General features: G+C 44.4%; 10 protein-coding genes and 2 tRNA genes. 6 read left to right on the top strand and 6 right to left on the bottom strand.

Features of this window, described 5'->3' with window-relative positions:
• Positions 1 to 20: 20 nt before the first annotated feature.
• Positions 21 to 1,025: a low-specificity L-threonine aldolase gene (gene ltaE / locus P4S59_RS21425; RefSeq protein ID WP_337169019.1), complete on the bottom strand. Its 1,005-nt coding sequence runs from the start codon at positions 1,023 to 1,025 to the stop codon at positions 21 to 23.
• A gap of 22 nt (positions 1,026 to 1,047) precedes the next feature.
• Positions 1,048 to 1,563 carry an NUDIX hydrolase gene (locus P4S59_RS21420; RefSeq protein WP_005396403.1) on the bottom strand — a complete coding sequence of 172 codons (516 nt, stop codon included), beginning with the start codon at positions 1,561 to 1,563 and terminating at the stop codon, positions 1,048 to 1,050.
• Between the two features lie 268 nt (positions 1,564 to 1,831).
• Between P4S59_RS21420 and P4S59_RS21415 the strand changes: the two genes are divergently transcribed.
• From P4S59_RS21415 to dld, 6 genes are all read left to right on the top strand, one after another.
• Entirely contained in the window at positions 1,832 to 3,493 is a 1,662-nt protein-coding gene (locus P4S59_RS21415) for an ATPase RavA domain-containing protein (RefSeq protein ID WP_005396405.1), read from the top strand.
• A 9-nt stretch (positions 3,494 to 3,502) separates the two neighbouring features.
• Positions 3,503 to 4,957: an ATPase RavA stimulator ViaA gene (gene viaA / locus P4S59_RS21410; protein WP_337169018.1), complete on the top strand. Its 1,455-nt coding sequence runs from the start codon at positions 3,503 to 3,505 to the stop codon at positions 4,955 to 4,957.
• A gap of 205 nt (positions 4,958 to 5,162) precedes the next feature.
• Positions 5,163 to 5,236, top strand: a tRNA-Cys gene (locus P4S59_RS21405).
• Between the two features lie 36 nt (positions 5,237 to 5,272).
• Positions 5,273 to 5,348: transfer RNA gene (locus P4S59_RS21400), tRNA-Gly, on the top strand.
• 236 nt (positions 5,349 to 5,584) lie between these two features.
• Positions 5,585 to 6,487 carry a LysR family transcriptional regulator gene (locus tag P4S59_RS21395; protein WP_258507476.1) on the top strand — a complete coding sequence of 301 codons (903 nt, stop codon included), beginning with the start codon at positions 5,585 to 5,587 and terminating at the stop codon, positions 6,485 to 6,487.
• Between the two features lie 384 nt (positions 6,488 to 6,871).
• Entirely contained in the window at positions 6,872 to 8,578 is a 1,707-nt protein-coding gene (gene dld, locus P4S59_RS21390) for a D-lactate dehydrogenase (protein ID WP_337169017.1), read from the top strand.
• Between the two features lie 140 nt (positions 8,579 to 8,718).
• Here the strand turns inward: dld and P4S59_RS21385 are convergent, their stop codons facing one another.
• The 4 genes from P4S59_RS21385 to P4S59_RS21370 all read right to left on the bottom strand — a co-directional run bounded on the left by P4S59_RS21385 (position 8,719) and on the right by P4S59_RS21370 (position 13,136).
• Positions 8,719 to 9,027 (bottom strand): AzlD family protein, encoded by a 309-nt coding sequence (locus P4S59_RS21385; protein ID WP_337169016.1) that lies wholly within the window; start codon positions 9,025 to 9,027, stop codon positions 8,719 to 8,721.
• On the bottom strand, positions 9,024 to 9,755 hold the full coding sequence (locus P4S59_RS21380) for an AzlC family ABC transporter permease (RefSeq protein ID WP_337169015.1): 732 nt from the start codon (positions 9,753 to 9,755) through the stop codon (positions 9,024 to 9,026). Before P4S59_RS21380 ends, P4S59_RS21385 begins: the two co-directional genes overlap by 4 nt.
• Before the next feature lie 320 nt (positions 9,756 to 10,075).
• Positions 10,076 to 11,305, bottom strand: a complete 1,230-nt coding sequence (gene alr / locus P4S59_RS21375; RefSeq protein WP_256952389.1) for an alanine racemase — start codon at positions 11,303 to 11,305, stop codon at positions 10,076 to 10,078.
• 199 nt (positions 11,306 to 11,504) lie between these two features.
• Entirely contained in the window at positions 11,505 to 13,136 is a 1,632-nt protein-coding gene (locus tag P4S59_RS21370) for a methyl-accepting chemotaxis protein (protein ID WP_012842212.1), read from the bottom strand.
• Between the last annotated feature and the right edge of the window lie 406 nt (positions 13,137 to 13,542).

Below are 13,542 nucleotides of genomic sequence, written 5' to 3'. Positions count from 1 at the left end.
GCTCAATGATCAAAATCAAACTAAAGCAGAGATTTAATGCTTGATAAGAAATTGTCGATATCTTGCGCTGAAATGTCTTTATGAGTCACGAAACGAATGGGGTTTCCAGGTGTTATCGTGATATTTTGTTCCTTTAGTTTCGCAGCGATATTTACTATGTCCACTTGAGGATCAAGCTTCGCGAATACGATATTCGTTTGAACAAATTCAGGGTTGACTGAAAAACCAGGCAGTTCTGCTAAACCTTCTGCTAAATTTTTTGCGTTGATATGATCTTGTTTTAGCTGTTCCACTTGTTCGGTAAGGGCGAGTTTGCCTGCTGCGGCAAGAATACCCGCTTGACGCATACCACCGCCGACCATCTTTCTTAAGCGACGTGCTTTTGCGATGTACTCTTTGCTACCAAGCAGTAACGAACCAACAGGGGCAGCCAAACCTTTCGACAGACAAATCGTCATTGAATCAAAATACTGACCGATTTCTTTTACCGGAACATCTAAAGCAACCGCTGCATTGAATACTCTTGCGCCGTCGAGATGCATCTGCAAGTTATGTTTATTCACGAAGTCACGAGCTTCTGCTAAGTAAGACAGAGGCAGCACTTTGCCATTAATCGTGTTTTCTAAGCTGAGCAGCTTGGTACGAGCAAAGTGACAATCATCTGGCTTAATCGCCGCTGCCAGTTTATCAAATGGGAGTGTGCCATCTGGGTTATTTTCGACTGGTTGAGGTTGAATTGACCCAAGTACTGCTGCGCCGCCAGCTTCGTACTTGTAGTTATGTGCTTGCTGCCCACACAGATATTCATCTCCGCGTTCACAATGCGCCATTAGGCCGAGCAGATTGGCTTGCGTGCCTGAAGTGGTAAACAAAGCCGCTTCGAATCCTGCAAGCTCTGCGGCAAACTCCTCAAGCTCATTGACCGTAGGGTCATCACCATAAACATCATCCCCAACGGGGGCCTTAAACATGGCCTCTCGCATGGCTTGGGTAGGCTGTGTAACGGTATCTGATCGAAAATCCATGAATGTCTCCTTGGTCAAAGTCCTAAATATATCCGCAAAGGCGCGCTTTGCTTAAACAAGCTATCGTTTTGGCATCGGTAATTGTGCCATCAATAATCTTGTCTTCGAGTTGTTGGAGTGACAAGGTAACAACCTCAATCACTTCATCTTCATCACATTCGTAACGGTTGGTTTGGCTGAGCTTCTCAGCAACAAATAGGTACTGTATCTCATCACAAAATCCGGCAAGGGGAGTGACTTGGCCGAGAGAGGTGAATTTTTCTGCACTATAGCCCGTTTCTTCTTCTAGCTCTCTTTTCGCGCAGCAGAGAGGGTCTTCATTGCCTTCTCTTGTACCAGCAGGAAGCTCCAAAAGCCATTTATTAAGTGAAGGGCGAAATTGATGGACAAGGACTATCTCTCCTTCCGTTGTAATCGGGAGAATCACCGCAGCGCCCGGGTGATGGATTGTGGTGTGCGTAATTGCCTGTCCTGTAGGAAGCATAACCTCTTCTTCAATCAGAGAAATTTGCTTCCATTTATGAATTATTTTGCTCATGCAGTTATTAACCCTAGCTGTTACCGCATTTTGACGTTTTTCGACATTAACCACAAATGGTGGGAAACAAAAGCAAAAAATATTGCAACACTACGAAAGCGTTTGCACTTTCAGTGATCTGTATCTCATAAATGGAAACTTTGATTGCTTGCTAAAGAAGGGTGTAAGCATCTGCTATAAGGGGAATTCAACAAAATACATTTGTAACAAAGTTATAACAAGTGTATAAAAATGTTAACGCAATACCAGTTCAGCAGCCGGAGAACGTATGACACAAACCTTATTTGCCTCAAATGCCGAAAAAGCGCTTCTCTCAGAACGCATCAACAAGTTGGCTAAAGCGTTAACGGATGGCGTTTATGAACGCGAACATACCATCAAGCTCTGCCTCCTTGCGGCACTTGCTGGTGAAAGTGTTTTTCTTTTAGGCCCACCTGGCATTGCAAAAAGCTTAATTGCCAAGCGACTTATCCAAGCGTTCGATAATAGCAGTTACTTTGAATACCTGATGACTCGATTCTCAACACCTGAAGAAGTTTTTGGGCCACTGAGTATTCAAGAACTCAAAGATAACGGTCGTTATGTTCGCTTAACTAAAGGGTATTTGCCAACCGCACAAGTCGTATTTTTAGATGAAATCTGGAAGGCGGGCCCCGCCATTCTGAATACATTGCTGACAGTGGTCAATGAGAAAACGTTCAAAAATGGCAGCGATATTGAGCGTGTGCCAATGCGTTTGTTGGTATCGGCGTCCAATGAACTGCCAGATGAAGACAGCGGTTTGGATGCACTCTATGACCGCATGTTGGTGCGCGTGTTTGTGAATCGAATTCAGAATAAACAAAACTTTAAGTCGATGTTGACGGTAGGCACGTCACAAGAGGCACAAGTGCCAGAAGGGCTAGCAATAACAGATGAAGAATATCATCAATGGCAACAGCAGCTCGACAAGCTGACGTTAACCGATAATGCATTCGAGAAGCTTTTCCAGCTTAAAACGATGTTAGAAAGCAAAGTCGAAGCTCAGTTTGGCGATGTCGCTAATACCGACATGTATGTGTCTGACCGCCGCTGGAAGAAAGCCGTGAAATTGCTAAAAGCGAGCGCGTTTTTTAATGGACGCGATGAAATCAACCCACTTGATCTACTGTTGCTGCAAGATTGTTTATGGAACAGCCCTGAATCGCGAGACGTGGTACGCGAAGTGGTCCAAGAGTTCGCCCTAAAACATGCATTTGACCAACAAGACGCCGAACAGGAAATTGAATACTGTCGCGAGTCTTTGGTCGATGTTCAGCATGAGCTTGAAGATGCCTACCGCATGACGTTAACGTCTGAAGCGGCAACGGGTATTCTGCGCAAAGAAACCATGCGTTTTGATACCTCTAAAGCTAAGACCTACAAAGTTGGCGCAGCCGTTAACTTAGTTAAACTGGTTATTTTGCAAAGCAACATGTCGGTTTCAGAGTCAGAGAAAGGCGATAGCCGCTGGGTTTACGTGCCAAAAGATGAACTAGACCGAGTCATCAAAGAGGGACACGGTGATGTGTATGGCTACGTCAATCAAAACACCAACATGTGTCGTTTACGATTTGATGTTGATGCCGCAAATAACCTAGTTATCCGTGATATCGCAAACCGAGGCATTCTGGTGAGCTTAGTGACTCAAGAGGGCTTGGATGTAGAGCTTTACCAAAAGTGGTTAACGCAGAGTGAAAAAGCCGTAAATCAACTCAGTGAAGCAGAGCACCATATGCGCAAGGTAAAAGCGAATTTCCATGATGCGCTTCCGCATAGCTTTGTTGATCCTGAATTACCACGCCTAATGGAGTCGAGTCTGCAGCAGGTCAGTCAGAGACTTGAGTCTATCCAAGCTGAAAGCGAAAAAGTTATCCAACGCTTTAAAAACTTACATCAGTTTTTCTCATAAGGAGACGACATGCTAGGTGCAGACGGACTTAACCTCGCGCTGATGGTAGCCGACTCTGGCATCATCGATAGTGCAGTTAATGATTTAATGGCTCGTTCACAAGTCATGATGATGGCAGAAAACCGAGGCGTTAAATCTTCAGTCAAAGGCCACTTATTAAAGTGGAGGGGCAGTGTTAAAAAACGGATTACCAAGGTATGTGAGACAGAGCGTTTCCAACAAGAGCTGTCTTTATATCAAGAGGTCATTCACTGGGATGAAGAGGCGTTTTTCGAAAACATCGAAGATGTGATTAAAAAGCTTGAGTGGCACTCCGCTTTTTATATGCAGGCTCGCCGAATGATGGAGAAGAACAAGGGGATGAATAATCCCATGTTCCCACATTACTTCTGTGATCAATGGTACCAAAGCCTAGCCGATGCGATTAAGCAAGCGCAAGTAAGCGAGCTTGAGGCCAATAAAGAGAAAGTGCTGAATGACCTGTATCAGCGTATGGAGACCATGCGTAATATGGATAAGGTCACGGAGTCGGGTGATGCTGAAAGTGTAGGGCGCTTATGGGATATGGCATCTGCCAAGTTGAGCAAAACTGACTTAACAGTGATGAAACGCCATGCGGAGTTTCTGAAGAAGCACCAAGGCTTGCAAGAAATAGCCGAGCAACTTGGCCGTATGGCGGAGCAAGTGAATGATCCCGAACTTAACCGCGCGCCTACTGAAGAGCTACAAATGATCGAAGAGAAGAGTGATGAAGCGACAGATGATATTGTCGGCATTCACGAAAGCGATGATTTAAATAAGCTACTTCCCAACGAAACGATGTTTTTGGCGTATCCTGAACTAGAGGTCGTGTTCTATAAACACTTAGTCGATAAACGACTTATGAACTACCGTACACAAGGCAAATCGCGCACGTTACGTAAAGTTAAAGCTCACCGACCTGACAACAAAGCGGTAGATATCGAAAAAGGACCGTTTATTGTGTGTGTGGACGCGTCCGGCTCCATGAGCGGGTTTCCTGAGCAATGCGCCAAAGCCATGGCTTATGCTCTGATGCAAATCGCATTAGGGGAGCAACGTGACTGCTATGTCATTATTTTTTCGACGGAACACATTACGTACGAGCTAACCAAACAAGATGGTCTGCGCGAGGCGGCGGACTTTTTAACTTATAGCTTCCATGGTGGTACAGACTTAGAGCCAACTTTGATCAAATCTATCGACTTGATGAGCGGTGATAAGTACAAAAATGCCGATATGGTGGTCATTTCCGACTTTATCGCGCCAAAACAACAAGACGAGTTGCTTGCCAAAGTGGATGCGCTTAAAGCGAAGAAAAACCGTTTTCACGCGATCAGCCTATCTAAATACGGAAACCCAGCATTGATGTCGATGTTTGATCACACGTGGTCTTATCATCCTAATGTTGTGGGCAGGTTGCTTAAACGGGTCGGTAATTATTAAGTGAATTGAAATTCTATTGAGTAAAACGTACAGAAAGCTAGATTTATATTGCTTCGTTTTAAGCCGATAAGATCGAACTTTGGTCTAATTGGCTTAAAAGAAATCAAACAAACAGAAAATGAAAGATTTTTGTTTGACTATCTTCTCTCAATCCGTAAAGTAGCCACCAACGCAACGGGGAAGAGCCCTGAAGCGAAGTAAAAAAGGCGCCTTGGCAGAGTGGCTATGCAGCGGATTGCAAATCCGTGGACCTCGGTTCGACTCCGGGAGGCGCCTCCATTATTCTTTGAGAGCGAATGGCTTTCGAGAATCAATGCGACACTAGCTCAGTTGGTAGAGCGCAACCTTGCCAAGGTTGAGGTCACGAGTTCGAACCTCGTGTGTCGCTCCAAGCTATTCAGATATGGCAATTGCGGTATCTCGATGCCAAGTGCATCAACTTAAAACCAGCGAAAGCTGGTTTTTTTGTATCTGAATATTGATAAATTTACGCCATCTCAATTTCTTGAACTGTGGGTATAACCCTTGTTTCTTTCGCGAGTTATGCTGTTAAGTGTGACCCGATATTTCGCAGATTGACCAATATCCGTTTACAATGTCGGTCTCCAAAGGATTTGACGAAGACGCATGAGAAATACCGACGATTACATCATTTTCTATCACCTGATCGAGCAAGGCTCATTTAGCGCTGCAGCAAGACACATGTCATTGACCAAATCGGTTGTCAGTAAACGCATCGCGAAGCTTGAGCAAGAGCTTGGTGTACAGCTTCTATATCGAACAACGCGAACGTTAACGTTGACGGAGGCAGGGCGAGCGTTCTTTACTCATGCAAAAGCCGTTTATCAAGCGGTGGCAACGGCAGAAGAATCCATTGTGGGGTTGGGTAAGAATTTATCTGGAAACATTAAAGTTTCTGTACCCACTATCTCTGGTGAGTTAATTCTTCCTCAAGTGATCAATGAGTTTAATCAGAAATACCCTGACATCAATATCGACATGGATCTTGATAATCGTTTTGTCGATATTGTGAATGAACGCTTTGATTTGGCCATTCGAACGGGAGTGTTGCCAGATTCTAGCCTGATCGCAAGAAAGCTGGTGGATGCGAATTGGATTATTTGCGCGTCACCCCAATACCTGGCTAAACATGGCATACCTAAACAACCTCAAGCCTTGGATAAACACAATTGTTTAGTCTATTCCTACCAAGAAACCGGAGCGCATGAGTGGGCGTTTAAAGAGGGAGACGAGGTATATCAAATCACCGTCGACGGTAACCTCTGTACCAACAATTCTTCTGTATTGAGAAATGTGGCGCTGTTAGGGCAGGGAATCATCTATGTGCCGCGTGTCTTGGTTTATGAAGACTTAAAGCAAGGCCGCCTGATTCAATTGTTCAAAGACGAAACCGCCAAATGTTTGGGTATTTATGCAGTGTATCCTTACACTCGTCAACAACCAGAAAAAATTAAGATCTTCATTGATCATCTATACACCAGCTTTCAAAGTCAAAATCATCGATTTTAAGACAATAACTCAACACCAATCGTTATGTTGGTGTTGAGTTATTGTTTCCATCTTCATTTCTAATAATTCTTATAAATTTAGAAGCTTAAGCTTTCTCCTTGTTTTATCACTAATATTGATAACAAGATGCTGCGCACAACTGTTAACAAATGGTTTTGCTATTGTTTCTTTTAAGAAACGGTCTGTTTCTTGCGTTAAATTTTCCGAATGTGAAAGATAAGTGACAGAAAAATAAAAGAATTATTTTGTTTGTTGTCTATTGGTTAAGTGTTGCTCGCCTGCCTGACATAGACGCCGAGAAATGGACTGCTTATAGTGGCTCAAACGCCCATTACCGTCACTAAACGGTGATGTGAGCGAAGTACAATAACTAGAGATACGGATATGAAACAAAAGCAGCTGATTGACGAATTTAAAACTATCGTTGGGGAAGAAAATGTCCTAACCGACGAGGTTAAAACAAAATACTACCGCTCGGGTTTTCGCTCAGGTAGTGGCACTGCGCTTGCTATCGTGTTTCCTAATACTCTTGTAGAACAATGGAAGATCATTAAACAGTGCGTTGAAGCAAACTGCATTATTATTATGCAGGCTGCCAAAACAGGTTTAACAGAAGGCTCAGCTCCAAGTGGTAATGATTATGACCGTGATGTGGTTGTGATCAATATTACCAAAATCAAGAAGATTCACTTATTAGATGGCGGTAAGCAGGCGGTATGCTTGCCTGGTGCAAGTTTGCACTCATTGGAAAAAGAATTGAAGGCGGTGAACCGAGCGCCGCACTCTATCATCGGTTCTTCATCATTAGGTGCCACTGTGGTTGGTGGTATCGCCAATAACTCAGGCGGTGCGTTAGTCAAGCGTGGTCCTGCTTACACCGAACTGGCGATCTATGCGCAGGTCGATAAGCAAGGCCAATTACACCTGGTTAACCACCTTGGTATTGAAGGGTTAGGTGAAACGCCAGAAGAAATTCTGACAAACCTGCAAGAAGGAAACTTTGACCCAGCGAAGATCATTCATGACGAGCGAATGGCATCAGACAAAGAATACGATGAACGTGTTCGAGACGTGACTTCTGACATTCCTTCTCGCTTTAATGCCGATGAACGTCGATTATTTGAAGCCAGTGGCTGCGCTGGCAAATTGGGTGTTTTCGCCGTTCGAGTTGATAGCTACCCAGTACCCGAAAAAGAGCAGGTTTTTTACCTTGGCACCAATGATCCTGCGAAACTGACGAAGCTGCGAAAAGATTTCTTATCTACGTTTGAGAACTTGCCTGAGATGGGAGAATACTTGCATCGAGATATCTTCAACATGGCAGAGAAGTACGGCAAAGATGTCTTCTTATCCATCAACTTATTAGGCACAGATAAGCTGCCAAAAATGTTTGCACTTAAAGCTAAAGTAGAAAATTTCTTAGAGCGCGTCCCGTTTGTTAGTAAATACCTGCCGGATACCATTTTGTACTACGCGAGTAAGTTGTTCCCACAACATTTACCAGAACGAATGCTGGATTTCCGTGACAAGTATGAGCATCACCTGGTATTGAAAATGAGTGATGGTGGTATTGCTGAAGCGCAAAAATACCTCAAAGAAGTTTGGGCTGTTGAAGACGACTGTGATTTCTTCGAGTGTACGCCGGAAGAGGGTAAAAAAGCTTATTTACATCGCTTTGCAGCAGCAGGTGCAGCAATTCGTTACGAGACGATTCACCGAAAAGACGTAGAAGACATCGTTGCACTTGATATCGCTTTGCGACGTAATGATGAAGAGTGGCTAGAAACTTTACCGGAAGCGGTGAGTAAGAACCTTGTTCAAGCGCTCTATTATGGTCACTTTATGTGCTATGTATTCCATCAAGATTACATTTTCAAAAAAGGGACCGACACGAAGTTGATGAAAAAGCTGATGTTAGAACACCTCAATAGCCGTGGTGCTAAATACCCAGCAGAACATAATGTGGGTCACTTGTACGAAGCTGAAAATTCGCTGCAGAAGTTTTACCACGAGCTAGATCCAACCAACACCTTTAACCCTGGTATTGGCAAAATGGACAAATATAAGCGCAATTGTAACTGCTGTGCGTAATTTGCTATCTCACCGTGATTAATATCGTTGATCATCGTTAAAATAATGAGCATAAGATAAGCCCTGATGGCACTCGTGACATCAGGGCTTCGTGTTTTGGGGCTTTTTATTGATGACTGGTATTGGCGTCGAAACAACGGTTAAATAGCGCGTACCGCGGCGGCTGCGATGATGCCAGCTGCAATTGCGGGCAGAGGCTTTTTCACGATGAACATGACGACAGCAGTAGAAAAAAGTGCTGCTCTAGCACCGTAATCACCCTCAACCGCTAGTGGGGCTAAAAGGGCAACCAATACGGAACCTGACATCGCAGTGATGAAACGTTGAACCCGCTCGCTAATTGGAATAAATGACATAACATACACTCCGCCCCAGCGGGTTATGAGCGTGACTAACGCCATAGCGATGATGACAAGCAGTGTGCCACCTACGCTCGTTTCGATGTTCATGCTTTTTTCTCCTTCCAACAAGCACCCAAGACTCCGCCAGTAATGGTGCCAACTACTACGTGGCTATTCTCTGGTAAATACCAGTACGCCAACATAGAAGAGGCTGCTGCTGTGGCCCAAATCGCAAAGATTCTCAAGTCTTTCGGCCCTGCCACCACCATAGACAGCAGGAAGCATCCCATAACCATATCGAGCCCGAGGCCCACCGGGTCTTTGATTGCGTTACCAAAATAAATGCCGATCCAGGTGCCAACAATCCAAAACGACCACATCGCTAAGCCGCCACCAACAAGCAAGCCAAAACCTGGTTCTTTTCTACCAAATGCATTGAGTGCCATTGCCCAGTTCGCGTCTGATGCTACTAGCATTACACCGTAACGTTTTGTCGGTGGGAGTTGTCGTAACCATGGATAAAGCGTAGCGCCCATCAAGAGGTGACGAGCATTAATAGCAAATACAGTAATAAGCACTGGAATCAGAGGTACTTCTGCTCCCCACATTTCTAGCGTGGCAAATTGTGAAGCACCGGCGAAGACCAGTGTGCTCATCAACATAGTGGGAAATACATCTAGTCCAGTTTGTACGGCGGCAACACCGAATGCGAGGCCAAATATGACCACAAACATGGACAGAGGTAAAAGTTGGGTGAAACCGTTCCACACGTCGACCCGAGTAAATTCGTGCAACTCTGATGAGGAACGCTGAAGATGTTGAGTATTTTCTGTCATAGAGATACCTAGCCAGCAGGCAAAAAGGGCAGTGCCATATGAATGCGTTTGTTATTCTTTTGTAAACTTCATGTTTAACATCAATTGAAAGGGCTTTCAAACACTAAGTGCTATATAAAAAACAAGTATACCTGAACGATTTTAAGGTGAAGGGTTTAGAGGGTTTGTCACTTGCTAGGGCTCAAGGAAAGTAACGCAACGCAAATAGCAAGCTCTGTTCAATTGAGAAGAGCACGGATTGCTACAAGATTATAAGTATATGAGTAGGAAAGCGAGCACGAGGCTCGCTTTTTCGTTCTGTTACGAATAACTGAAAGGGTTTATTTTACGTAGACACGAGGGTTCGCAGTACCCCAAACCGTGTATAGTTCTGGGAAGATGACCTCTGCATGTTTTTCCATTTCTGCTGCCGAAATCGTTTTGCCTTGCTGAGAGCCAAACAGTACAACTTCAGAACCAGGCTCAACATCTTTGATACCTGTAATATCAACCATGGTGGTGTTCATTGAAGCCACACCTGCCACTTTTGCTCGTTGGCCATTGATCAGTACTTCTGCCGTATTGCCCATTTTTCGTGGGTAGCCATCAGAGTAACCAACAGGAATGTTCGCCATTAGGCTTTCTTTGCTCGTTTTGTAGCTGCTGTCGTAACCGACAGTGCTATTTTTTGGCAGGTGGTGAACGGATGCCACGCGTGTTTTGAAAGACACGATAGAAGGGTACTCAGGGTTGGTTGGCAGATCACCGTATAAAACGCCACCAGGACGAACCATATCAAGCTGTGCTTCAGGAACATTAAGTGCAGTGTAAGAGTTGGCCACGTGCAGCAAAATATCTTCGCGTTTTAGGCCCGCTTCTTTAATCAGCCATGCAGAGCTGTCTTTGAACGAAGATAACTTTTGACGAACTTCGTCTGCATTGTAGTTAGGGAAATGAGTCATGATGCCAACAATATTAACGCCAGCTTGTTGAGCGATTTCTAGCGCTTCTTGCTTGCCCGCTTTTGTTGTCATATCAACGCCATTTCGTCCCATACCACCGTCGTTAAGAGCAAGGTGAACTTTGATTTCTTTATCCGCTTTCTCTGCTAGCTTAGACAGTGCTTTGGCTTGCTCTGCAGTACCAATCAGCTCTTCAATATTTAAGTCGATTGCAGCTTCGATCTCGCCAATATCCGCCGAGCGTACACGCATAAGTTGACCTTTAAAGCCACTGTCGCGAACGGTCTGTGCTTCGGCGTTACTTGCAACGGCAACGCAAGGGATTTGTTGTTCGATAATAGTCGGCATCAGGCCCGCGATGCCATTACCGTATGCGTCGGCTTTCATCACGGCGCAGATTTTCGTTTTGCCATCCATGTGCGACTTGAACTGCTCAATATTATCGCGGAATTGACCTAAGTTTATTTCCAGCCAAGCGTTAGCGCCTTGAACTTGCTCTGCTTTTACTACAGTGTTGCTAATTTGAAGAGGGGCAGCAGTAGCTTGCATCGCAGGAGCAACGGTTGCAGCAGCGATAGTCAGTGATAGTAAGGTTTTATTTAAGCGCATAAAGTCTCCGTACGCGTTTTTTGTATTGGTTATGTTATTGAGTACTTGGGGAAAGTACCTGACGAAGTAAAACGCTCCAAGTAGTGCTTTGGAGCGTTTTTGAAGATCATGATTCAATATACCTAAATATATCTCAGTGATTGCACTCAATTTGCGCAAATCGAGGTTGATTCAATATCAACTAAGGTATCCACTGAGTTTAACTCAGTTTAAAGCGGCTCATTACATCTTTAAGAGAAATTGACAGCTGGCTTAGCTCACGACAAGCCTGTGCGGTTTGCTCTGAGCCCTGTGATACTTCTTGAGATGCCAAGTGTATGTTTTCAATGCTGCGGTTAAGCTCTTCTGCAACAGAGTCTTGCTGGTTACAAGCCGTGGCGATTTGGGTGCCCATGTCTGAGATATCAGAAATCGAGTGTTCAATGTCGCTCATCAGCTGTTTTGATTGAATGCCTTGCTCTGCACACTCTGAGATACTGGTTCTAGAAAGTTCTGTCGCAGATTTCGCGTCTTTTGCAAGCGATTGTAGCTGTTCAATGATCGACGTAATTTCGCTGGTTGAATCTTGCGTACGGCCTGCAAGCGTTCGAACCTCGTCCGCAACCACGGCAAAACCGCGACCAGACTCACCAGCACGCGCAGCTTCAATGGCTGCATTAAGCGCAAGTAGGTTGGTTTGATCGGCGATGTCGCGGATAACATCCACGATCACGTTAATTTTATTCGATTGCTGTTCAAGCTCTGCCACAGTATCGCCCGCAGCACCAATTACGTTTGAAACTTCATGAATCGCGTCAACCATGCCTTGCGTTTCACGAACACCATGTTGTGTACGACGGTTTGCTTCGTTAGCTTGGTTCGCTGAGTCTTCAGTGTTACGAGCAACATCGGCTACGGCCGCTTTCATTTCTGTCATTGCTGTTGCGATGTGCGTAATTTGCAGCTGTTGATCTTTCATACCAGACGCAGAAATATCGGAGATTTGATTCATCTCTTCGACAGCGCTGCTTAACTGAGTAACTGCAGCAATCACGTTATCGATAACTTGGCGTAAGTCATCTTGCATCTTAGTGGTCGCATCTGCCAGCTCACCTAGCTCGTCATTGCCGATGGCTTTACGATCGATGTCGTTTGATAGGTCACCTGTTGCGATGGCATTTGCTTGCTCGACAACAAGTTTTAGTGGGCCACAAATAAGGCGTGTCAGCACGTACGTCATGCCTACCATGATAAGCAGAATAATCACGTTGCTTGCAATTGACGAGTTACTCAATCCATTTACAGAAGAAAGAATATGAGTTTTGTTACTGTCCATAGCATTTTTAAGTAGACGGATCAGTTCACCGAGCTCAGAGTCAACCGCTTCGAAAGCAGGTAAAGAGTTCGCCAAAATAGGGTGGGCCTTGCTTTTGTCGTTGGCTAGCATCGCTTCGTTGTACTGATCCATAGTGACCAAGTACTTTTTCCACTGACGCATAAGGCGCTGGTAAGTTTGTTGCTCTTCACCAGGCCAAATCGTTTCACCGTAAGAATCGAGCTCTTTGCTGATCTTTTCACGTTCGCGAATGTTGCTGGCAATTTTGTTTCTGATTTGGTCTGCGTCTTCATAAGTGTATGTCGCAAACTGAGCACGGCGCCAGCGAGACAAGTGATCTCGGATCGAATCTACTCTTTCCATAGCAGGAAGCGTATCATCGGTATAGTTTAAAAGCTCAGATTTAATGCTTTTGAGCTCTGTAGATAAAAATACGCCAAACGCAATGTTGACGATGGCAATGAGTAAAAACGATAGCGATATCTTTTTCGCTATAGAAAGATTCTTGATAGACATTAGTGATATACCTTGTTTTTCTTATGGTGTGTCGCCAAAGTAAACCACGTCCTTATATGTGATATATGTCCATTAAATTACTGCAACGAGTGTAAGCTATCATTATTTATTGATATTTTCGATAATGAATTGAGCTTTTTTTGAAAATAAAAAATGTCAATGATTTTATAAAGGTACGACCACATTCGATGCAAAGTTATCGGTAACAAAATATGATATTTCGTGTGAAATAGTGCCAAGAGTAGGGACTCCAATTGTTACAGATGTTACCGAGCTGAAGAGAGTGGTGACTACGATCCGCGTTAGTCAGGCGTTTACAAGCTAAGCAGTTACGGGCATCAACATGTGTGTGATTTAAAGTTGATGAAAGCTAACGAGTGTTTCTTGGCCTAATTGAATGCCAATT

It is taken from the genome of Vibrio sp. M60_M70 (genome assembly GCF_037162085.1).
In the GTDB taxonomy this organism is placed as follows: Bacteria; Pseudomonadota; Gammaproteobacteria; order Enterobacterales; family Vibrionaceae; genus Vibrio; species Vibrio diabolicus.
Note: the sequence above shows the minus strand (reverse complement) of the source record. Positions and strands in the feature narration are given on the sequence as shown.

Bases quoted from the DNA above. Each gene is read 5' to 3' on its own strand.
- ltaE (WP_337169019.1), bottom strand. From the start codon at position 1,025: ATGGATTTTCGATCAGATACCGTTACACAGCCTACCCAAGCCATGCGA.
- P4S59_RS21420 (WP_005396403.1), bottom strand. From the start codon at position 1,563: ATGAGCAAAATAATTCATAAATGGAAGCAAATTTCTCTGATTGAAGAA.
- P4S59_RS21415 (WP_005396405.1), top strand. From the start codon at position 1,832: ATGACACAAACCTTATTTGCCTCAAATGCCGAAAAAGCGCTTCTCTCA.
- viaA (WP_337169018.1), top strand. From the start codon at position 3,503: ATGCTAGGTGCAGACGGACTTAACCTCGCGCTGATGGTAGCCGACTCT.
- P4S59_RS21395 (WP_258507476.1), top strand. From the start codon at position 5,585: ATGAGAAATACCGACGATTACATCATTTTCTATCACCTGATCGAGCAA.
- dld (WP_337169017.1), top strand. From the start codon at position 6,872: ATGAAACAAAAGCAGCTGATTGACGAATTTAAAACTATCGTTGGGGAA.
- P4S59_RS21385 (WP_337169016.1), bottom strand. From the start codon at position 9,027: ATGAACATCGAAACGAGCGTAGGTGGCACACTGCTTGTCATCATCGCT.
- P4S59_RS21380 (WP_337169015.1), bottom strand. From the start codon at position 9,755: ATGACAGAAAATACTCAACATCTTCAGCGTTCCTCATCAGAGTTGCAC.
- alr (WP_256952389.1), bottom strand. From the start codon at position 11,305: ATGCGCTTAAATAAAACCTTACTATCACTGACTATCGCTGCTGCAACC.
- P4S59_RS21370 (WP_012842212.1), bottom strand. From the start codon at position 13,136: ATGTCTATCAAGAATCTTTCTATAGCGAAAAAGATATCGCTATCGTTT.